This window comes from Thermotoga sp. Cell2 (assembly GCF_000789375.1).
In the GTDB taxonomy this organism is placed as follows: Bacteria; Thermotogota; Thermotogae; order Thermotogales; family Thermotogaceae; genus Thermotoga; species Thermotoga petrophila.
In genome coordinates this window covers 531,329-552,808 of record NZ_CP003409.1, presented here as the reverse complement: position 1 = coordinate 552,808, position 21,480 = coordinate 531,329, and the positions used below count along the sequence as shown (strand labels likewise).

At 45.0% G+C, this 21,480-nt stretch carries 16 protein-coding genes, 2 pseudogenes and 1 CRISPR repeat array; of the genes and pseudogenes, 13 read left to right on the top strand and 5 right to left on the bottom strand.

Features of this window, described 5'->3' with window-relative positions; all coding sequences use genetic code 11:
* The 8 genes and pseudogenes from CELL2_RS02850 to CELL2_RS02815 all read left to right on the top strand — a co-directional run bounded on the left by CELL2_RS02850 (window position 1) and on the right by CELL2_RS02815 (window position 8,907).
* A complete protein-coding gene (locus CELL2_RS02850) occupies window positions 1-1,341 on the top strand; it encodes an NFACT family protein (protein WP_039446203.1) in 1,341 nt (446 codons plus the stop codon).
* Complete coding sequence (locus tag CELL2_RS09525; RefSeq protein WP_039446202.1) at window positions 1,311-1,649, top strand: NFACT RNA binding domain-containing protein; 339 nt, start codon at window positions 1,311-1,313, stop codon at window positions 1,647-1,649. The genes CELL2_RS02850 and CELL2_RS09525 overlap by 31 nt, the downstream gene beginning before the upstream one ends.
* Window positions 1,646-2,972, top strand: a pseudogene (gene mgt, locus CELL2_RS02840) (4-alpha-glucanotransferase). Before CELL2_RS09525 ends, mgt begins: the two are co-directional and overlap by 4 nt.
* On the top strand, window positions 2,972-4,327 hold the full coding sequence (locus CELL2_RS02835; RefSeq protein ID WP_012310620.1) for an aminopeptidase: 1,356 nt from the start codon (window positions 2,972-2,974) through the stop codon (window positions 4,325-4,327). The pseudogene mgt and the gene CELL2_RS02835 overlap by 1 nt, the downstream one beginning before the upstream one ends.
* 9 nt (window positions 4,328-4,336) lie before the next feature.
* Complete coding sequence (nth, locus tag CELL2_RS02830) at window positions 4,337-4,978, top strand: endonuclease III (protein ID WP_011943175.1); 642 nt, start codon at window positions 4,337-4,339, stop codon at window positions 4,976-4,978.
* Window positions 4,950-5,628, top strand: a pseudogene (locus CELL2_RS02825) (TIGR00266 family protein). Before nth ends, CELL2_RS02825 begins: the two are co-directional and overlap by 29 nt.
* Window positions 5,629-5,675: 47 nt before the next feature.
* Window positions 5,676-7,658, top strand: a complete 1,983-nt coding sequence (locus CELL2_RS02820) for a methyl-accepting chemotaxis protein (protein WP_038033526.1) — start codon at window positions 5,676-5,678, stop codon at window positions 7,656-7,658.
* Between the two features lie 139 nt (window positions 7,659-7,797).
* Window positions 7,798-8,907: an MFS transporter gene (locus CELL2_RS02815; protein ID WP_011943172.1), complete on the top strand. Its 1,110-nt coding sequence runs from the start codon at window positions 7,798-7,800 to the stop codon at window positions 8,905-8,907.
* 9 nt (window positions 8,908-8,916) lie between these two features.
* Here the strand turns inward: CELL2_RS02815 and CELL2_RS02810 are convergent, their stop codons facing one another.
* Window positions 8,917-9,360 (bottom strand): transcriptional regulator, encoded by a 444-nt coding sequence (locus tag CELL2_RS02810; RefSeq protein ID WP_012310618.1) that lies wholly within the window; start codon window positions 9,358-9,360, stop codon window positions 8,917-8,919.
* Entirely contained in the window at window positions 9,357-10,085 is a 729-nt protein-coding gene (locus CELL2_RS02805) for a KaiC domain-containing protein (RefSeq protein ID WP_011943170.1), read from the bottom strand. Before CELL2_RS02805 ends, CELL2_RS02810 begins: the two co-directional genes overlap by 4 nt.
* A gap of 171 nt (window positions 10,086-10,256) precedes the next feature.
* Here CELL2_RS02805 and argR point away from each other — a divergent pair, with 171 nt between their 5' ends.
* Window positions 10,257-10,715 carry an arginine repressor gene (gene argR, locus CELL2_RS02800; protein ID WP_004083185.1) on the top strand — a complete coding sequence of 153 codons (459 nt, stop codon included), beginning with the start codon at window positions 10,257-10,259 and terminating at the stop codon, window positions 10,713-10,715.
* Here the strand turns inward: argR and CELL2_RS02795 are convergent.
* Complete coding sequence (locus CELL2_RS02795; protein WP_038033529.1) at window positions 10,705-13,707, bottom strand: efflux RND transporter permease subunit; 3,003 nt, start codon at window positions 13,705-13,707, stop codon at window positions 10,705-10,707. The genes argR and CELL2_RS02795 overlap by 11 nt on opposite strands.
* 233 nt (window positions 13,708-13,940) lie before the next feature.
* Here CELL2_RS02795 and dnaK point away from each other — a divergent pair, with 233 nt between their 5' ends.
* Both dnaK and CELL2_RS02785 read left to right on the top strand, forming a co-directional pair.
* On the top strand, window positions 13,941-15,731 hold the full coding sequence (gene dnaK, locus CELL2_RS02790) for a molecular chaperone DnaK (RefSeq protein ID WP_004083187.1): 1,791 nt from the start codon (window positions 13,941-13,943) through the stop codon (window positions 15,729-15,731).
* Window positions 15,732-15,746: 15 nt separating this feature from the next.
* Window positions 15,747-16,190, top strand: coding sequence for an Hsp20/alpha crystallin family protein (locus CELL2_RS02785; RefSeq protein WP_004083188.1), 444 nt, complete (start codon window positions 15,747-15,749; stop codon window positions 16,188-16,190).
* A gap of 29 nt (window positions 16,191-16,219) precedes the next feature.
* Here CELL2_RS02785 and CELL2_RS02780 read toward each other — a convergent pair whose 3' ends face one another.
* Together CELL2_RS02780 and CELL2_RS02775 are read right to left on the bottom strand one after the other, a co-directional pair.
* A complete protein-coding gene (locus CELL2_RS02780) occupies window positions 16,220-16,807 on the bottom strand; it encodes a phosphate propanoyltransferase (protein ID WP_008193527.1) in 588 nt (195 codons plus the stop codon).
* A gap of 74 nt (window positions 16,808-16,881) precedes the next feature.
* Window positions 16,882-17,610 carry a sulfite exporter TauE/SafE family protein gene (locus tag CELL2_RS02775; protein ID WP_038051465.1) on the bottom strand — a complete coding sequence of 243 codons (729 nt, stop codon included), beginning with the start codon at window positions 17,608-17,610 and terminating at the stop codon, window positions 16,882-16,884.
* Window positions 17,611-18,236: 626 nt separating this feature from the next.
* Window positions 18,237-19,412: a CRISPR direct-repeat array (repeat unit 26 nt; unit sequence CAATAGTTCCTTAGAGGTATGGAAAC).
* A gap of 94 nt (window positions 19,413-19,506) precedes the next feature.
* Between CELL2_RS02775 and CELL2_RS02770 the strand changes: the two genes are divergently transcribed.
* Window positions 19,507-20,412 (top strand): ABC transporter ATP-binding protein, encoded by a 906-nt coding sequence (locus CELL2_RS02770; RefSeq protein ID WP_011943166.1) that lies wholly within the window; start codon window positions 19,507-19,509, stop codon window positions 20,410-20,412.
* Window positions 20,409-21,464: an ABC transporter permease gene (locus CELL2_RS02765; protein ID WP_235280193.1), complete on the top strand. Its 1,056-nt coding sequence runs from the start codon at window positions 20,409-20,411 to the stop codon at window positions 21,462-21,464. The genes CELL2_RS02770 and CELL2_RS02765 overlap by 4 nt, the downstream gene beginning before the upstream one ends.
* Window positions 21,465-21,480: the final 16 nt, after the last annotated feature.

Here is a 21,480-nt window from a genome sequence, read left to right as displayed (position 1 = left end):
ATGCCCTTCGATGGGTTGCTTCTGCACAAAGCAGTCAGAGAGTTAAAGGAACTCGAAGGAGAACACTTGAGGCAGATCTATCAACCAACAACGGTTGATTATTATTTTCTTTTCAGAAGTGCGACCGTTCGGGTGTGTTTGAGACCCGATGTTTCCCATGTAACGATCGCTGAAAAAGAAGAGGCATCGGAGAAGATGCCCTCTTCGTTCACGATGCTTCTGAGAAAGGAACTGAAAGGTGCGAAACTTCTAAAGGTAGAACAAATTGGGATGGACAGAACACTGCGGTTTTCCTTCGAGAAATTCGATGAGATAGAGGGAATCGTTCAAAAAGATCTCTACATCGAAATAATGGGGATCCACTCGAACATGATACTGGTCAGAGACGGGAGAATCGTTGACGCACACAGACGCATTGTAACGAAAAAGAGAGAAATCCTCCCCGGAAGGGAGTTCGTGATTTTTCCCTCTGGAAAGTTATCTATTTTTGAATTGAAAGAACTTCCCCCAGAGAGTGAAAAAACGATTCGAAACGTTCTCCTTTCACTTCTTGAAGGCTTTTCTCCCGCCTCCGTGGAGGAGTTGATCCACAGAACCGGCTACGAGCTGAATACTCCGTGGAGGTCTGTGATTCGAGGGAAGATACTCGAAGTTCTTGAGGAGATAAAAAAGGAGCTGGAACTCCCGGGGGTGTTTGTTTATTACGAAGCTTCACACCCTGTGGAAGTTTCTGCCTTCAGGTTCACCATGCTGGGCCCCAAAGAAAGGTACTTTGAAAAACCCTCCGAGGGTATCAACGAATTTGTGAGATGGAAAGAAGAAAAATCCACCTTTGAAAACACCAAAAATCGTTTTATCAAAGTGGTTGTGAATAGAATTGAAGATCTGGAGGATCTTGAAGAAAAACTTTCGAGGGAACTTTCCGAAGCAGAGAAAGCCGAAAGATACAAAAAACTCGGCGATCTCATCGTTCAGAACCTCTGGAGTATAAAGGGAAAATCCGGAGAGGTCGAACTCACGGACTGGGAGACAAACGAAAAGATCGTTGTGGATGTGGGAAAAGATCCTGCCCAGACGGCTCAGAAGTTCTACAATACCTACAAAAAACTGCAGAGAAAGAAAGAACAGGTAGAAAAACGGCTCGAAGAGATACAGCGGGAAAAAGAGTATCTCTATCAGCTGTGGCAGACGATCGAAGACGCGGAAGATCTGGAAACACTCGAAGAGATAGAAGAAGAAATGAGAGAATTTGGACTCCTGAAAGAGAGGAAAACGAAAAACAAAAATCAAAGAAAACCCGTTTCAGAGAGGTGTACTACGGCGGATTCAAAATTCTCATAGGAAGAAACAACAAACAGAACGATGAACTCGTGAGAACTTCCTCGAAGGAGGACCTGTGGTTCCACGCTCATGAAATGCCGGGAGCTCACGTTGTGGTGAAGACAGAAGGAAAGGAGGTGCCTCAGGAAGTCGTGGAGTATGCGGCGAGTCTCGCAGCCGGTTACTCGAAGGGAAAAAACTCCGGGAAAGTGTCGGTCGATTACACGTTTATAAAATATGTAAGAAAACCTAAGGGGTTCAAACCCGGTATGGTGATATACACGAACTACAAAACCATTCTTGTTGAGCCAAGGAGGATAGAGGGATGATAGGCTATCAGATCTACGTGAGATCTTTCAGGGATGGAAACCTCGACGGTGTGGGAGATTTCAGGGGATTGAAAAACGCTGTTTCCTACCTGAAAGAACTGGGGATTGACTTTGTCTGGCTCATGCCTGTTTTTTTCCTCCATATCTTTTCACGGGTACGACGTGGTGGATTTTTATTCTTTCAAAGCTGAGTACGGTAGCGTGAGAGAGTTCAAAGAGATGCTCGAGGCGTTCCACGACAGCGGAATAAAAGTCGTTCTTGACCTTCCCATCCATCACACAGGCTTTCTCCACACGTGGTTCCAGAAGGCGCTGAAAGGAGATCCACACTACAGAGATTACTACGTATGGGCAAACAAAGAGACGGATCTGGACGAGAGAAGAGAGTGGGATGGAGAAAAGATCTGGCATCCCCTGGAAGATGGAAGGTTCTACAGAGGACTCTTTGGACCTTTTTCACCCGATTTGAACTACGACAACCCACAGGTATTCGATGAAATGAAAAAGCTGGTTCTCCACCTTCTTGATATGGGAGTGGATGGTTTCAGGTTCGACGCAGCAAAGCACATGAGGGACACGATCGAACAGAACGTTCGCTTCTGGAAGTACTTTCTTTCCGATTTGAAGGGCATCTTCCTCGCGGAAATATGGGCAGAGGCCAGAATGGTGGATGAACACGGCAGAATATTTGGCTACATGCTCAACTTTGACACATCCCACTGTATAAAGGAAGCTGTATGGAAAGAGAACACAAGAGTTCTGATAGAGTCGATCGAAAGGGCCGTTGTCGGCAAAGACTACCTCCCGGTGAATTTTACTTCGAATCACGACATGTCAAGGCTTGCAAGCTTTGAAGGAGGCTTCAGCAAAGAAAAGATCAAACTTTCGATTTCCATTCTTTTCACTCTCCCGGGAGTTCCTCTCGTGTTCTATGGGGATGAGCTTGGAATGAAAGGAATTTACCAGAAACCGAACACAGAAGTCGTTCTGGATCCGTTTCCGTGGAATGAGAGTATGTGCGTTGAGGGACAGACCTTCTGGAAGTGGCCCGCGTACAACGGGCCTTTCTCTGGTGTCTCTGTGGAATACCAGAAGAAAGATCCCGATTCGATTCTTTCACACACGCTGGGATGGACGAGATTCAGAAAGGAAAACCAGTGGATCGATCGGGCAAAGCTCGAATTTTTGTGCAAAGAGGACAAGTTCCTTGTGTACAGACTCTACGATGATCAGCATTCTTTGAAGGTGTTTCACAATCTTTCAGGGGAAGAGGTTGTCTTTGAGGGAGTTAAAATGAAGCCTTACAAAACGGAGGTGGTTTGATGAAAATGGAAAGGAAAAACGTCTGGCACCACAGGAAGAAGAAGGAGATAGAAGCCTTTTCGAAAGAGTACATAGAATTCATGAGCAAAGCAAAAACCGAAAGGATGACGGTGAAAGAAATCAAGAGAATCCTCGACGAATCGGGATTCGTTCCTCTTGAAGACTTCGCGGGGGATCCCATGAACATGACAGTTTACGCTGTGAACCGGGGAAAAGCCATCGCCGCCTTTCGTGTGGTGGATGACCTGAAAAGAGGTCTGAACCTTGTGGTTGCGCACATAGATTCTCCGAGGCTGGATTTCAAACCCAATCCGTTGATAGAAGACGAACAAATAGCCCTGTTCAAAACACACTACTACGGAGGAATAAAGAAGTATCACTGGCTGAGCATTCCTCTTGAAATACACGGTGTTCTCTTCAAAAACGATGGAACGGAGATAGAGATTCACATAGGGGATAAACCGGAGGATCCCGTCTTCACGATTCCAGATCTTCTTCCGCATCTCGACAAGGAAGACGCGAAGATCTCTGAGAAGTTCAAAGGAGAAAACCTCATGCTCATAGCCGGAACGATCCCCCTCAGTGGAGAAGAAAAAGAAGCGGTGAAGACGAACGTTCTCAAGATTTTGAACGAGATGTACGGTATCACCGAAGAGGACTTCGTGAGCGGTGAGATAGAAGTGGTTCCTGTTTTCTCACCGAGAGAGGTAGGAATAGACAGAAGTCTCATAGGAGCGTATGGACAGGACGACAGGATATGTGCCTACACAGCTCTTCGAGCGCTTCTGTCTGCAAATTCCGAAAAATCGATAGGTGTGATCTTCTTCGACAAGGAAGAAATAGGAAGCGACGGAAACACGGGAGCAAAAGCCAGATTCTACTTGAAAGCCCTCAGACAAATTCTGAAAATGCAGGGTGCGAAAGATTCGGAGTTCGTGCTCGATGAAGTTCTTGAGAATACCTCTGTCATCTCCGGAGATGTGTGCGCTGCCGTGAATCCTCCTTACAAAGATGTCCACGATCTTCACAACGCTCCGAAACTGGGATACGGAGTTGCTCTTGTGAAGTACACGGGTGCAAGGGGAAAATACTCCACGAACGACGCGCACGCTGAATTTGTAGCTCGTGTGAGAAAAGTGCTGAACGAACAGGGAGTCATCTGGCAGGTGGCCACCCTCGGGAAGGTGGACCAGGGCGGAGGAGGAACAATTGCCAAGTTCTTTGCTGAGAGAGGATCCGATGTGATCGATATGGGACCTGCCCTTCTCGGAATGCACTCTCCTTTTGAAATCTCCTCGAAGGCGGACCTCTTCGAAACCTACGTTGCTTACAGGAGTCTCATGGAAAAACTGTGAGGTGGTACTTTGATAGAAGAGCTGGCAAGAGAAATCGTGAAGCGATTTCCAAGGAACCACAAAGAAACGGATCCATTCAGAGTTCTCATCTCCACTGTCCTGAGCCAGAGAACGCGCGACGAGAACACAGAGAAAGCGTCGAAGAAGCTCTTCGAAGTTTACAGAACACCGCAGGAACTCGCAAAGGCAAAACCAGAGGATCTCTACAATTTGATAAAGGAGTCCGGGATGTACAGGCAAAAAGCCGCGAGAATCGTGGAGATATCCAGGATCCTCGTGGAAAGGTACGGCGGAAGAGTTCCCGATTCGCTGGAAGAACTGCTCAAACTTCCCGGTGTGGGAAGAAAAACAGCGAACATAGTGCTGTGGGTGGGTTTCAGAAAACCTGCCCTCGCGGTTGATACGCATGTTCACAGAATCAGCAACAGACTGGGTTGGGTGAAGACAAGAACACCGGAAGAAACAGAAGAAGCCCTCAAGAAATTGCTCCCGGAAGATCTCTGGGGGCCGATCAACGGTTCTATGGTCGAATTCGGAAGAAGAATCTGCAAACCGCAGAATCCTCTGTGTGAAGAGTGCTTTCTGAAGAATCACTGTGAGTTTTACAGAAGGAGGGGAAAGGGTGAAGTACGAAATCGTACTGAAAGGTAGCTACGCTCTTTTGAAGGTGTTTCTTTCGATTGGGGAGAGTGTTGTGGTAGAACCGGGTGCGATGGTTTACATGAAAGGACCCCATCGAAGTTAACACTTCAGCAACGGGAGGTGTCTGGAAAGCCCTCAAAAGAGCCATTTTGGGCGGGGAGAACTTTTTCATGAACACGTACATCTCCCGCGGAGAAAGTGAAGTCGGTCTGGCTCCTCAGCTTCCGGGAGATATAGACGTGATACCTCTGAAAGACATCCTCTACGTTCAATCGACTTCTTTCCTGGCATGTGATCCTTCGGTGGAAATGGACGTTTCATTCGGTGGTTTGAAGTCATTCTTCTCTGGTGAAGGAATATTTCTCTTGAAATTCGTTGGTCACGGTGATGTGGCCGTTTCTTCATTTGGAGGAATAAAATCTATAGAACTTCAGTCGGGAGAGGAGTTTACCGTTGACACAGGACATGTCGTGGCGTTCGATGGAACGGTGAAGTGGAACGTCAGAACATTTGGTGGCCTGAAATCCACACTCTTCGGTGGAGAAGGTCTGGTGTGTACCTTCACAGGCCCAGGAAGAATTTATGTCCAGACGAGGAATTATCCCGCTTTTGTCGAGTGGATAAAGTCTCTTGTTCCTAGGCAGACGGGTAGCAGATGAAAATACAATGAACTGCAGTTATAATTTTACGCAAAGGAGGTGTTGCCGTGAAAAACTTACCTGTTTTCTGGAAAATTATGATCATAGTGCTGATACTTGGTGCAGGTATAACGTTTGTTGGTACTTTGAGTACGATAACGATTAGAAGCAAGATGCTGGAACAAACTGATATGAACCTTCTGACCCAGTCAGAAGGAAGCGCCGATGCACTGTGGAACTTCTTACAGGCTCACACACAACTTGTGGATTTGCTTTCCCGCGATGAGGGTGTGATCAATCTGTACAGGGATGAAACCAACGAAGAAGATGTGAAAAGCTTGTTCGAGAAAGTTCTGAAGAGCTACCCAAACGTTATGAATGTCTATGTAGGTTTGAAAGATGGAAGGATGTATTTGGTTCCAGAGCAAGAACTTCCAGAAGGATACGATCCAAGGGTGAGACCATGGTACAAAGACGCAGTTGCTAAGTTAGGTAAAATCGTCATCACCGATCCTTACGCGGATGCTTCAACTGGAAAAACCATCATAACAATCGCAAAAGCGGTCCAGATCGGTCAGGAAATCGTAGGTGTTCTTGGCCTTGATTTTGACTGTTCAAAACTGGTTGATGAGCTCTTCAAAAAAGGTGTAGAAAAGGGATATATGAGCGCTCTTGTCGATGAAAATGGTACTATCACTCTTCACAGCAAAAAGGATTACATAGGCGAAAACATAAAAGACACGGATTTCTTTAAAAAGTGGCATGCAGGATCGGAAAGCGGCGTGTTTGGATACGTGTTCGATGGTATTCCAAGAAGAACTGGGTACAAAAAACTACCGAACGGCTGGATATACGCTATCGTGGTACCAGAAGAAATCGTTTACAGCGAAGTGAAAGAATCCACGGTGGTTCTTATAACCATCACTCTTGTTTCTTTGGTTGCTGCAATAGTCTTTGCGCTCTTCATGTCGAGAAGATATATTTCGGAACCGCTCAAACACCTTGCATCTATCTCAGATAAGATTGCTGGAGGTGATTTGACTGTCGAAATCCAGCTCAATTCAAAGGATGAGATCGGAAAACTTGGAAATGCTCTAACACATATGGTTAAATCCCTCAGAGAAATAGCTTTAAACATAAAGAACAATTCATCTGAAATAAAACGAAACGCAGAAAGTGTAGCTTCCGTAGCTCAGGAAGTCAGCTCAACTATCGAGGAAGTAACATCGCGGGTGGAAAATGTAGAATCGAACGTGAGTAACACATCGGCATCGATTCAGGAATTGACGAGTGGGGTTGAGGAAGTAGCAGCGAGCGCTCAAAACGTTTCCAGAGCAGCTCAGGATCTCTCAGAAAAATCTACACAGGTCAGCGAATCAGCAAAAGAAGGTGAGAAGGCCATCAAAGAAATAGTCGAGATGATAAAACAGGCAAGAAGCAGGGCAGAACAAACAGCAAGTGTTGTAGAGGAGTTGAACGAACACGCAAGGAACATAGGACAGATACTCGATACGATCAACTCGATAGCAGAGCAGACGAACCTTCTCGCCTTGAACGCGGCAATAGAGGCGGCGAGAGCGGGAGAAGCGGGAAGAGGATTCGCAGTTGTGGCGGATGAAATAAGAAAACTTGCAGAAGAGAGCAAGAGTGCGACGGAAAAAATAGGGCAGATATTGAATCAGATCAGCCAGGAAGTGGTGAAAGCGAACGAAGAGACGAGAGGAACGGTGCAGGCAGTGGAGAACATAAGCAGCAGTGCGGAGGTTGTAGCGAGCCAGTTTGACAGGATAGCTCAGGGAATATCCAGCATAGTGTCGCAGATTCAAAATCTCGCAGCAATAGCTGAAGAGCAGAGCGCGGCGGCTGAAGAAATGAGCAGCGCCATGGACAACGCAAGCAGATCAATGGTAGAAGTAGCGAAGCAAATGAACGAAATCGCAGAAGCGATGAAACAACAGGCCAAGGCTGTCAATACACTGTCCGAAGCCATGAATAAACTGGATCAGATTGCAGAAAAATTAGAAAAAGGGATGGAAGTATTTAAATTGTAATCTTTAAAATGATCTTCAAATTCATTAGAAACCCGCTTCAGGCGGGTTTCTTCTACACTTCATTTTTCTGATGTTTGATGTTTCTCATTGTTGTGATAAAATAATTCACATGCCGAACTAATTGCTGGAGGGTTGAAGGATGTTCTTTCTCACCAATGTTTTTCGTTCTATGGGCACCATGAGTTTCAATCTTCTGATACAGCTTCGCATGAAAGAAATAGGAGCAACTCTCTTTATGATAGGGCTCCTTTCCAGTTTGCAAGGGGCAATGAACACCTTTTCTAACGTTTTCTGGGGAAGAATTTCGGACAAAATTGGGAAAAGAAAGGTATTCATCATATTGAGCCTCGTTCTAGCATCTGCTTTTTATCCTCTGTACGCGGTCATAAACGTTCCCTCTGCTTTTCTGTTCGTCTCTATGATCATAGCGTTCTTCAACGGAATGTATCCTCCCGCTGCCATGGCGCTCAGCAGCACTGCAAAGAGAATGTCACTTGGATTTTCACTTTACAACTCTTCAAATTCACTTGGGATGCTTCTGAGCAGGATTTCCATAGGTTTTCTGCTGATGTTCATGGATCTGAAACTCGCTTTTGTTTTCTTTTCGATAGTCGTGGCAGTATCCGTGATTCCTGCTCTCGGGTTGAAAGAAGAGAAGATCCAAAAGAAGAAAGAGGAAGACTTTCATTTTGGAAGAAAGGTAATGGAGCATGGAATCTGGGCACTGTACCTGGGGAGTCTCTTGAGGCAGATGGGAACTTCCGGCTCCATGTCATTGATAGCTGTCTATCTAAACGAAAGATTTCATTATAGTGCTTCAACGATAGGTTTCGTCACGGCTGTGAATCCACTCATCCAGATACCATCACATTTTTTCTTTGGAAAACTCGTTGAAAAAACAGATCCGAAGTTCATAAGTGTTCTAGGCATTTTCATGTCTTCACTGGTTCCCTTTCTCATGATGATACCTGAGAACTGGGCACCAGTGCTGGCTTATGCCTTTTTGGGAGCGAGTTTTGGAGCTTTCATCAACGGATCGAACAATTTTCTTGGAAGAAGATTCCACTACCTTCAGAGGGGAAGAGCACTTGGTCTTTTGAGCTCTGCCAGATTTCTTGGAGCAACCATCGGACCTTTCCTGGCGGGATTGCTCGCAGAAAAGTCTTACTCTCTTATGTTTTCGACACTGGGTCTTGCTGTGCTTTCAGGAGGAATAGTGGTTCTTCTGTTCACAAAAGACGGGGATTGATTCCCCGCCTCACAGTTTCTGAATCACACTTTCAAGTTTCTGTTTGATTTCTTCGAGCTCTTTCTTGACTTCCTGGAGCTTTTCGTCACTACCAGTAGTAGTAGTGACTACCTTGATACCCTCACCTATCAATCCTTCCACACTCAACTTTCCTTCCTTCAGAAGTTCATAAGTTTCGTTCACCAGCTTTCCGGCTTTGGTTTCTCCCTTGACGTGTTCTCTGATTGTTGCTTCTGTCCTTCCGAGTTCCTCTGCTATTTCGGAAGCTGTCATTCCTGCCTTTGCCCTTGCGAGGGCACCGGCGGCCACCGCCAGGCTGTCAACCCAGGTGAGCCTCTCAGCAGAATTTCTGATCTCCTCGAGCACTTCCTTTCTGAAAAGTGTACCAACGAGCAAAGCGATCTCGAGCTGGTGAATCTCCTCTTTGGTCACGGGATTGAAGTTGAGTTTCATTTTTCTTCACCCCCCTCCGAAGGATGTATGACGATTCCTTTATCGGTTATTTCGAACGGATGCCTCCTCATCGAGTGAGACGTTCCTCTCATCTTCCAGACGATCAAACTTCTTTTGAGCTCTCCATCGATTTCATCAAGATCCAGTCTGATGATACCGTCCACTCCGTGTTCAACACCAGGACCTCCGAATCCCTTCTCAGTGACTGACACCTGACTCACAAAGAGCGATGTACATCCAAGACCGGAGAGTATTCTCTTGAGCTGGAAGATAATACTTCTTGCCATTGCGGGTTTCGTGATATAGAGAGTGGTTACAGAATCGATCACAACTCTTTTTGCCTGTGTTTCCTTCACCGCTCTCTTCAGCACTTCGGCGAGCTCTCTGACATCGTCTATGTCTTTTACGACGTATTTTTCTTTCTCGGCATATTCACCGATTCCACCAGTGAACGCGTCCACTATGGCGAACTTTCCTTCCTTCTCAAAAGGATCAACGTTCCAGCCGAAAACTTCCATGTTTTTCTTCACCTGAACGGGGTGTTCCTCGAGTGCAACATAGATGCCGGGTTCCCCCATCTGAAGTCCGTTCCATATGAACTGCTGAGAGAAGATCGTCTTTCCGGTACCGGGTCCTCCAGAGATGAGCACGATGTTTCTCTCAGGAATTCCGCCGTGAAGGATTTCGTCCATCCCCGGAATTCCCGTCTTGACCTTCTTGATCATATTCCCACCCCCCACAATTATCTTAGCAATCATTTTTTTCGTTTGATAAACCAATACGTTACTTTTTTGATAACAACATCATAAAAATTGAATTTTCTGTTCATATTTTTCATATTTATGCTATATATATAGTTGTATGCTTTCAAAAATGTTCTTCGGAGGTGTTTTCAATTGAAAATTTCAAAGAAGAGAAGACAGGAACTGATAAGGAAGATTATACATGAGAAAAAAATAAGTAATCAATTCCAGATCGTAGAAGAACTGAAAAAATATGGAATAAAAGCTGTTCAACCGACCGTCGCTCGAGATCTGAAAGAGATAGGTGCCGTGAAGATCATGGACGAGAGCGGAAACTACGTGTACAAACTTCTCGATGAAACCCCTGTGATCGATCCATGGAAAGAGCTGAAAAGAAACTTCAAATCCTTCGTTGAGAGTATAGACAGGGCAGGGAATCTCATCGTCATAAAGACGATACCAGGTACCGCAAGCGGTATCGCTCGGGTTATAGACAGACTCGACATAGACGAGATAGTGGGCACTCTCGCAGGAGACGATACCATATTCGTTGCTGTGCGCGATCCAGAAAGCTGTGAGAAGATAGTTGAGAAGCTCTCATCTATACTCTGACTTTTCTTCTGATCGCAGTGTAGATCACAGGGATCACAAACAAAGTGAACAGCATGGATATAAGCATTCCAAAGATCACCACCCACGATATTGGAGACTCTATTTCCGATCCTTCTGCGTGGCTAAGTGCAGTTGGTAGAAGCGCAACGATCGTGGTGAAGGTGGTCATCAGGATGGGTCTCAACCTGCTCTGAGCACCTTCAAGTGTGGCCTCTAAGAGACCTTTTTCCTGTCTTATCTGTTCTATTCTTGTCAGCATCACGATGGCGTTGTTCACAACCGTTCCCGAAAGGGTGAGAAGACCAACAAGAACGGGTACATTCAGTGAGTATCCGTTCACGAAAACCGCGAAGGCAACCCCAACGACAGCGAAGGGTATGGTGAAGAATATAATGAAAGGCAGTGTGAAAGACTCGAACTGCGCAGCGAGAATCATGTATACGAGTGCGATCGCTATGTAAACAACATACTGAAGCTCCGAAAACGCTTCGTCCATGAAACTTTTCTGTCCGGTGATTTCCACTTTTACACCAGAAAGATCAATTTCATTTAGAAGATTTTCTACTTTCTTTGCAACTTCGCCGATCGAACCTTCTATACTCACCAGATCTACGTAAACAACACGTTCTCCATCGGAGTGTTCCACTATAGAAGGAAGTGTTTCCCTCGATATGTTTGAAACTGCACCAAGAGAGACATCCCCTTTGAGACCAGTAAGCGAAATCTTCGATAAGTCTTCGGGAGATAGAGATTTTGCCTTTTTCAAAACGATGGGAAGTGTTCCTTCTTCCGTTCTCAGTGTTCCGATTTTCTTCCCGAGAAGGTAGGTCTGGAGATCCAAAAAGACCTGGCCTGTCACCACACCGTTCATGAGGGCTTTGTTCCGGTCTATTTTCACATGAAGGACTTCCTTTTCAAAGGAATTTCTTATCTGAATCTTTTTGACTTCCTGCAGTTCCCTTAAACGCTCGAAGATTTCTTTTGCTTTTTCCTGTATCAGAGAAAGATCATCTCCTCTCACTTCGATCGTCACAGGATAGCCCAGAATTTCGTATATCTGCTGTGATTGCTCAAGAACTTCTATTTTCGCTTCTGGAATGTTCAGCTGGGAGATGGCATTCTTCAGTTTCTCTCTGTTTTTCGCGAATTCCCTCCTGCTTCCTCCGAGGTTCACCATTATTCTTGCTTCGTTCTGTCCCCTTCCCATTATTTGAGAGTAGATATTCGTTATTCCAACTTCCGAGTCGAAAGAAGAGATTTTGTACTCGTTTCTGTGTTTGTTCAGGTAATCTTCTATTTGCTCTACAGCTTCGGTGGTTTTTTCATAAGACGACTGAGAGGGAAGTTTCACATCTATCACCATGAGATTCGTCTGGAAAGACGGGAGAAAACCCAGAGGTTTCGAAAGAAGGTAAATCACGGAGATTGCAACCAGAGCAAAAGAAATCACCAGGACCAGTTTCTTTCTCTTCAAACACCATTCCAATGCCTTCCGATAATGCTTTTGCAGTGCTTCGGTGAGTTTTCCTCTTCTTGGCTTTATCCACCTTGTACCCGCTGGAACGACGACTGTAGATACGAACAGCGAAGAAGAAAGTGCGAAGACGAACGCAATGGCGAAATACTTGAACAGTCTCACTACAAAACCTGTGAAGAACACCATGGGAAGAAAAACAGAAACGGTTGTGAGTGTGGAAGCAAGAATCGCCAGCCACACCTCTCCCGCACCTTTTCTCGCAGCGTCCGGTATTGGATCACCGAGGGAGCGATGGCGGTATATGTTCTCAAACACGACTATGGAATTGTCCACCAGCATTCCCAGTGCCATGATGAGACCGCCCAGCGTGAGCGTGTCGAGGTTCAAGCCGAAGGCGTAAAGAAGAACAAAGGTGATCGTGAGGGACAGCGGAATGGAAAACGAAGTGACGATGGTTGACGTGAAATCCTTCAAAAAGATCAAAACCACCACGAAAGCCGCGATGAAGCCGTAGAGAAGATTCTTGAGAAGATTGTCGATCGCTCTTTCAGTGTAATAAGCCTGGTTCATGGCCTCTATGTAATTTATTTTGGAATCTCTCAGTATCCTCTTTATTTCACGGACAGTTTTGACGGTGTTCGCACCGCTTCTTTTGTAGATAGCGATGAGAGAAGCCTTCTTTCCGTTGACCCTGACTTCTCCCTGAACGCTTTCGTTCGTTATATTAACCTCGGCTATGTTTCTCAATCTCACGGGAACGAGTATGTTCGGTACCTTACCCTGCAGAAGGGACTGGTATTTCACTCCCCTGAAACCAACTATTGTGTTTTTGAGATCTTCTATGTTCTCAAACCGGCCATCGACGGAAACGGGGTAAATGTTTCCTTCAGAATCGCTCACATAGCCGAACGGGTAAACGAGATTCCCTGAAAGGATGGTCTCTATCAACGAAGGATCAACATCGAACCGTTTTATTTTCTCCTGATCAAGTATAACCTCGACGATTTTTTCTGGTTTTCCCATCACTTCTACACTGGCGACTTCCGGCAGTCTTTTGATTTTCGACACGACATCTTCGTAGTCATCTTCCGTTGAGAAAGCATACACGGGAAGTAAGGAAGGATCGAACTCTACGACCACAGGATTCGCACCCTCTGGCAGGTCGCGAGTGGCAAGATCTACGTACCTTGAGAGTCTTCCAACGGCTTCGGAGGTTTTCACATTCCAGTCGAACTCGACGAGGATGAAAGAAACGGAATCCATCGACATGGAGGTGAACCTTCTAACACCCGGAGTTGAGGAAATGTACCCTTCAAGAGGTTTGGTTACGAGTTCTTCGACTTCTTCCGTGCCCGCTCCCATGTACGTGGTTATAACAGCAGCGTAAGGGTACTCTATCTGAGGAAGAAGATCCAGCTTGAGATGCTGAAACGAAATGAAACCAAGGAAGACAACAGCTGTCAACGGCATAAAGATGGCTATGGGTCTTCTCGAAGAGATTTCCGCGATCTTCACTTCGATCCCTCCCCGACAGAACAAATTATAGCACACTTTCGATCTGAATTGTTATTATCATTCAAAAGTTTCATTTGCTATACGATATTGTTTCTAAAAAATTATATATTCGATTTCCATCATTATGAGACGAATATATGTTTGTACAAATTCTCATACGACCCCTTGACATCCCATTCTGTGCCTCACTATAATTTCTCATGGATGAGAAAAGGTTCTGAGGAGGTGGCACAATGGCAGAAAAGAAAGAATTCGTTGTGGGAATAGACCTTGGAACGACAAATTCTGTTATAGCTTGGATGAAACCGGACGGTACAGTTGAAGTGATACCGAACGCTGAAGGAAGCAGGGTCACACCATCCGTGGTTGCGTTCACAAAGAGTGGAGAGATACTCGTAGGAGAACCCGCCAAGAGACAGATGATACTCAATCCTGAACGAACGATAAAATCCATAAAGAGAAAAATGGGAACTGATTACAAAGTGAGAATAGACGATAAAGAATACACTCCTCAGGAGATCAGCGCGTTCATCCTCAAGAAGCTGAAGAACGACGCGGAAGCGTACCTCGGTGGTGAAATAAAGAAAGCCGTCATCACCTGTCCCGCTTACTTCAACGATGCCCAAAGACAGGCAACGAAAGAGGCTGGAATCATAGCAGGTCTTGAGGTCTTGAGGATCATCAACGAACCAACCGCAGCGGCCCTCGCTTACGGACTCGATAAAGCTGGAAAAGAAGAGAAAGTGCTGGTTTACGACCTCGGTGGTGGAACGTTCGATGTCTCCATACTCGAGATAGGAGAAGGTGTGATCGAAGTCATCGCTACAGCTGGTAACAACCACCTCGGTGGAGACGACTTCGATCAGAGACTCATCGACTGGATGGCAGAGGAATTCAAAAAACAGCACGGAATAGATCTCAGAGAAGACAGACAGGCGCTTCAGAGATTGAGAGACGCTGCCGAAAAGGCCAAGATAGAGCTTTCAACGAAGATGGAAACCGATGTGAGTTTGCCGTTCATCGCTGTCTCTCCGAGCGGACAGCCTCTGCACCTTGAAATGAGAATCACCAGAAGTCTCTTCGAATCGCTCACAAGAGATCTCGTTGAAATGACAAGAGGCCCAATCGAACAGGCACTGAACGATGCAAAGCTCTCACCACAGGATATCGACGAAATCATACTCGTCGGCGGTATGACCAGAGTTCCAATGGTGCAGAGGTTCATAAAGGAGTTCTTCGGAAAAGAACCCAACAAGAGCGTCAACCCGGACGAAGCAGTTGCTATCGGAGCAGCGATTCAGGCGGCGATACTCGCAGGCACCGAAGGAGCAAAGGGAAGAGATATCGTTCTCGTCGATGTAACACCACTAACACTCGGAATAGAAGTCAAAGGCGGACTCTTCGAACCGATAATCCCGAGGAACACCAAGATACCCGTGAGGAAGAGCAAGATCTTCACAACGGTTGAAGACGGTCAGACCGAAGTAGAAATCAGAGTCTATCAGGGTGAAAGGCCGATTGCGAGGGAAAACATCTTCCTTGGAAGCTTCAAACTCGTTGGAATTCCACCGGCACCGAGGGGTGTTCCTCAGATAGAGGTCACGTTCGACATAGACAGCGACGGAATAGTCCACGTTTCCGCAAAAGATCTCGGTTCTGGAAAAGAACAGTCCATGGTAGTCACAGGAAGACACAAGCTCTCCGAAGACGAAATAAAGAGAATGATAGAAGATGCGAAAAGATACGAAGAACAGGACAAACGTCTCAAAGAAGAAATCGAACTCAAGAACAGAGCAGACGATCTCGCATACAGCGTAGAAAAGACTCTGAAAGAACACGGAGATAAGATACCAGCGGATCTCAAGTCCAGACTCGAAGACATGATCAGAGAACTCAGAGACGCGATAAACAGAAACGACATACCAAAAGTGAAGATGCTCTTCGATGATCTCCAGAAGGAAAGTATGAAGATAGGAGAATACCTCTACAAATCTGCAACTGGTGGAGAAACATCGAACCAGTGAAAAGGGGGTGACACGATGCTCCTTGGAAGAAGAGAAGACATCTTCAGGCCGTTCAGGGAACTCCAGAGGGAGATCGACAGGCTCTTCGATGACTTCTTCAGGACGGAGGTCAGACCCGCTAAGGAGTTCTTTGCACCAGACATGGATGTGTACGAAACAGACGATGAAGTAGTGATAGAAGTAGAAATCCCAGGCATAGACAGAAAAGACGTCAAAATAACGGTTGAAGAGAACATTTTGAAGATCTCTGGTGAAAAGAAACTCGAAAGAGAACAGAAAGGTAAAAACTATTACTACGTTGAAAGAAGCGCTGGAAAATTCGAAAGGGCAATCAGACTCCCAGACTACGTTGACGTAGAAAAGATCAAAGCAGAGTACAAGAACGGTGTTCTCACGATAAGGGTACCAAAGAAAGAAGAAAGGAAGAAGAAAGTGATCGAGGTGGAAGTTCAGGAGTAAGGGGAGCGAACGCTCCCCTTTTTATTTTTTTAGAACTCCACGATATAAACGAAGTCCCCAGTGTTGAGCATCGCTGCGTTCGCTTCATCTGTGTCCACGTGGAATTCCAGTGCGAAGTCTTCCCTCACTCTTATGAGAACATCATCGAAGATCAGTTTTCTGTCTCCGCTTTCAACGATCACCTTCACAAGATCTTTGTCTTTAACTCCATAGTGTTCGGCATCCTTTGGGTGCATGTGTATGTGTCTTTTTGCTATGATGACTCCCTTCTCTTTAACCAGAATGCCGTTTGGACCTATGATGACTATTCCCGGTGTTCCCTCGAGATCTCCCGAGTCTCTAACAGGGGGTCTGAGTCCGAGTTTGAAGGCATCCGTTCTGGAGATCTCGACCTGTGTTTCTCTTCTGACAGGTCCCAGTACGCGAACGTTCTCTATCGCGCCTTTCGGTCCTACTATGGTCACTGTCTCTTTCGCTGCGTACTGACCGGGCTGTCTGAGATCTTTTATGGGGGTGAGTTCGTAGCCTTTGCCGAAGAGAATCTCCAGGTCCTCTTTTGAGAGATGGACATGCCTGTTGCTTACACCAACGATTATTCCAGGTTCTTTCTTTGTCACTGGTACACCTCCCTCACTTTATGCATTATTCCATCTTCTATCATGGCACACTTCTATTTCTTTTTGATTGAAAGTTAATTAAAAACGTATCTTATTCCAACCACGATTACTGCTGTAAAGACGATCCATCTCACCCAATTTGCACCTTTTTTGATGGAGAAAGTGGCAGCGAGCCACGCACCAGTCATATTCCCAAGAGCGAGAATGAAACCGTAGAGGAAGTTCACCTTTCCGTTCAGAATGAAGATCACAAGTGAGATTATATTGTAAGAAGCCACGATGAAGACTTTTACAGCGTTTGTTTTGACCAGTTCGTATCCAAGAAGAAGAGCGATCGCAGGCATGAGAAGAAAACCGACCCCCGCTTGAATGAACCCACCGTAGATACCGATCAGAAAAAAGACGATGTATATGAGAACCCAGTTTCTTTTGACGAATCTATCCTCAAGCCAGATTCTGGGTTTCCAGACAAGAGAAACGGCCATAACGAGGAAGATAACACCTACGATTTTCTGAAGCATCTCTTTTTCTATCTGAACCGCTATGGAGCTTCCCAGAATCGCTCCCACTATGGCCGGCAAAGCAACAAGAATCGCTTCTTTTATTTTCAAAACCTTCTTGGCTTTGAACCTTTCAATTGCCACAAGATTTTGAAGTATTATGGCGATCCTGTTTGTTCCGTTTGCAACATCTATTCCGAGTCCCAGAGCAGTTAAGATAGGAAGTGTGATCATTGAGCCACCACCTGCAAGAACATTTAAAAAGCCCGCGAGGATACCCCCAAGGAACACAAGAACGATCACCTCAGAACACCTCCAAAAAAGTTTTGAAAAATTTTACCACTCTCTTCTTCGCTTTGATGTTAGGATAAAGTATGTTTACTTTAACATTTTATATTTTATGCATACAAACTAAGATAGTTCCAATCATTCACAAAGTAGGTGATGTGTGTATCTGGCACTGGAAGATAGATATAGAGTATGCAATTACCGGTAACGAAAAATTTCATGCGCCTTTCTGGTACCGGAAGCTATGCGTTAAAAAGGGAATAATGAATGATATGAAGAGACAATACGAAGAGAATTTGTGATAATCGATGACGTGTAAGTGCTTTGAATTCGAGAAATTAGTAGTTAACTTCTAACACACTGAGGAATACCTTCTTTCATCTATTTGTGAAACATGGAACTAATCGATTTTTACCAGAAACACCCCAAAATGCCCTGACGTAGGTTGATATAATTTATCTTCTGTTTTTTGCTTGTGTTCTTTTCTTGTTTGACTATGCAATTATTCCATTTTTCCAAACAGTACTTGAAGGTGCTCTCTTGTGTGTTAGAATGGTTTATGGAAAGGGAGGATATGGAAGATAAAAAAACATCTTGCTTTCAGATTGTGTTTGTGGTATAATTTCTCTTGAACTCAACGGGTTTCAATAGTTCCTTAGAAGGTATGGAAACAAGATGAGAACAACGAAGAACCATTTACCGGTAGGAGTTTACAATAGTTCCTTAGAGGTATGGAAACGGTGTAAGAATACCTTATCTACAATGAAACTTACCAGGTTTCAATAGTTCCTTAGAGGTATGGAAACATATTCCCTTTGAGGTATCCCAATCCCAACGTGGAGGGTAACAATAGTTCCTTAGAGGTATGGAAACTCATATGGACTTACATAATTTCCTTCTACTGATACATGTTTCAATAGTTCCTTAGAGGTATGGAAACAAAATTGTCTGCGTAATAGACTGTGCTCTTGCGGGTGGTTTCAATAGTTCCTTAGAGGTATGGAAACCTGGAGTTGTGGGCGGCGGGTGCATACATTCCTGCCAGGTTTCAATAGTTCCTTAGAGGTATGGAAACCGGCCAACACTTATTTTTGTGTACCCCGGGGCAGAAGAGCAGTTTCAATAGTTCCTTAGAGGTATGGAAACGAAGTAGAGATAAATCTATATCCGCCTAAAGAACATCGACGTTTCAATAGTTCCTTAGAGGTATGGAAACTCGGCATCATAACCCTGATGCCTACGACATCAAGCACGGTTTCAATAGTTCCTCTAGAGGTATGGAAGACGCGGAATGTGCGATGAATATGACGTCCACGCCTTCCCACGTTTCAATAGTTCCTTAGAGGTATGGAAACAGAGAGTGAGTTCAAATACGATCCCACAACAGAACAGTTTCAATAGTTCCTTAGAGGTATGGAAACCATGAATAGCTATAGATGTCAAGAGGCATAGGGAATGTTTCAATAGTTCCTTAGAGGTATGGAAACTCCGATAAACCCCTGAAATACTTGGCGGCGACATCGGTTTCAATAGTTCCTTAGAGGTATGGAAACTGCAAAATAGATGGTGTTAATTGGTACGACCTAAGGTTTCAATAGTTCCTTAGAGGTATGGAAACTCCAGAAGCTTTGTTGAGATAATATCGTTAAGCAGGGTTTCAATAGTTCCTTAGAGGTATGGAAACCGCTCTCAAGCGGAGAAGTGATAGTGCACAAACCGAGTTTCAATAGTTCCTTAGAGGTATGGAAACACGATTTTTCCGTCGAATGTTTCGAATTTCTTTGCGAGTTTCAATACTTCCTTAGAGGTACGGAAACTTGTCTTGTATCGATGATCTCCGCTAAGCTCAACAAATTTCAATGCATCCTTTAAACAAAAGTGCCCGTGAGGGGCGCTTTTTTGTTTCAATGTATGGTAGTATTACATTCAAAGGGGGGATTTTTTCTGGAGATTTTGAAAGTCGTTGATCTGAAGAAACACTACGGTGACGTGAAGGCCGTGGACGGGATAAGTTTCACCGTGGAGCGTGGAACTGTTTTCTCCTTCCTTGGACCCAACGGTGCGGGAAAAACCACGACCGTTGAGATACTCGAAAGTCTCAGAAAGAAAGACTCCGGGGAGATCTACTATTTCGGTGAGAGAAAGGATGTCTTAGATAGAGAAACGAAGAGAAAAATTGGTGTGTGTCTCCAGAAAAGTGCCTTTTTTGAAAACCTCACCGTTTGGGAAACCCTCAAATTGTTCCGCGGGCTGTACGGAACGGGATTGGATCTCAAAGAAGTGATGGGATTGTTTTCTCTTGAAAACATAGAGAAAAAAATGGTGAAAACACTCTCTGGGGGCCAGCTTCAGAGACTCGCAGTGGCTGTGGCGTTCATCAACGATCCGGAGATTGTTTTCCTCGACGAACCAACGACAGGTCTTGACCCACAGGCGAGAAGGCAGATATGGGACACCATAGAACACTTCAAAAATCTTGGAAAGACCATCTTTCTCACCACCCATTACATGGAAGAGGCAGAGAGACTATCTGACCACGTCTGCATCATAGACCACGGGAAGATCATAGCAGAAGGGACTCCTTCCTCTCTCATAAGCTCTTCCGGGCTGAAAACCGTCGTCGAGTTTGACTGTGATCAGGACGTGAACGTGAGATACTTGGAGAAAAAAGAGAACCACTACGTTGTGGAAACTGATGCCCCAGAAGAACTCATAAAAGATCTCCTGAAAAATTGGAACGTTTCAAACATCGTGATAAGAAAACCGAATCTTGAAGATGTTTTCCTGAAGCTCACAGGCAGGGATCTCAGAGAATGAGGCATCTTGTTGTTTCCATTCTGAAAAACGATTACTTCAGAACTAAGAGCGTTCTTTTTTGGAATTTCCTTTTTCCAATACTCCTCTATCTCATTCTCGTATCCATCTTCGGAGATATGTCTTCTAACATGAACCTGAGGATAGGACTTGTGGGAGAGAGTAGTTTGGTAGAGAGTGTGTTCAGCCATCTCCCATCCGGTATCGAGATCATCAGAACACAGAACCCTGAAAGAGACCTCAAATACGGAAAGATCGATGTTTGTGTGATTCTACCGGAGAACTTCGACAATCTCTTCACAAAAGCTATCATCTTTTCCAAAACGAAGATCTCTGTTCCTGTGGAGATCACCATTCTCTACGCTCCGGAGAGGCAGGAATCCATTGTCCTTGCGAACGTTGTTTCTAACATACTCGAGTCGCTCGACTTTCAACTAAGAAAGGTAAAGGAGGTAGAAGTGGAGTACAGAAAAAAAGAAAGGCAGGCTATCAATTACTCTCACTACATTCTTCCTGCCGTTCTTCTTGTGGGTGTGATGTCCGTCGGCCTCTTCACTGTTCCGTATCAGCTCGCTCTCTACAGAGAGCAGGGAATTTTGAAAAGAATCCTCGCTTCTCCACTGAGAGGTCATCACTACTTTTTCTCCATAGTCGTCTGCGGACTTTTTGCCATGTCCATCACTTCCGCTTCTGTGACGCTCTTTGCACGTTTTGTGTACGGAGTAGAGTTCCCCATCAATGTATCCTTCTTAGGCGGTGTGCTTCTTTCCTTTCTTACGTTTCTGAGTGTGTCTCTGCTCATGGTGTCTCTGTTCAAAACCTTCTCCGCTTTGAGAGCAGCTTCGCAGGTGTTCAACCAGGTGTTCATGTTCCTCGGAGGTTTTTACTTCGATGTCTCCGGAATTCCTTGGCCGATCAAAGCGGTTGTTCTTGGAAATCCTGCAACCTACTTGGTGGATTATCTGAGGGGATCTTTCGGATACAGAACGATTTACTCGAATCACTTTTTAGTGCCGATCGTGTGGATAGTACTCTCTTTAGTTCTCTTTTTTTGAACTGGAGGAGGGTGAT

Bases quoted from the DNA above. Each gene is read 5' to 3' on its own strand.
- CELL2_RS02850 (WP_039446203.1), top strand. From the start codon at position 1: ATGCCCTTCGATGGGTTGCTTCTGCACAAAGCAGTCAGAGAGTTAAAG.
- CELL2_RS02835 (WP_012310620.1), top strand. From the start codon at position 2,972: ATGAAAATGGAAAGGAAAAACGTCTGGCACCACAGGAAGAAGAAGGAG.
- CELL2_RS02815 (WP_011943172.1), top strand. From the start codon at position 7,798: ATGTTCTTTCTCACCAATGTTTTTCGTTCTATGGGCACCATGAGTTTC.
- CELL2_RS02810 (WP_012310618.1), bottom strand. From the start codon at position 9,360: ATGAAACTCAACTTCAATCCCGTGACCAAAGAGGAGATTCACCAGCTC.
- CELL2_RS02805 (WP_011943170.1), bottom strand. From the start codon at position 10,085: ATGATCAAGAAGGTCAAGACGGGAATTCCGGGGATGGACGAAATCCTT.
- dnaK (WP_004083187.1), top strand. From the start codon at position 13,941: ATGGCAGAAAAGAAAGAATTCGTTGTGGGAATAGACCTTGGAACGACA.
- CELL2_RS02785 (WP_004083188.1), top strand. From the start codon at position 15,747: ATGCTCCTTGGAAGAAGAGAAGACATCTTCAGGCCGTTCAGGGAACTC.
- CELL2_RS02770 (WP_011943166.1), top strand. From the start codon at position 19,507: ATGGTAGTATTACATTCAAAGGGGGGATTTTTTCTGGAGATTTTGAAA.
- CELL2_RS02765 (WP_235280193.1), top strand. From the start codon at position 20,409: ATGAGGCATCTTGTTGTTTCCATTCTGAAAAACGATTACTTCAGAACT.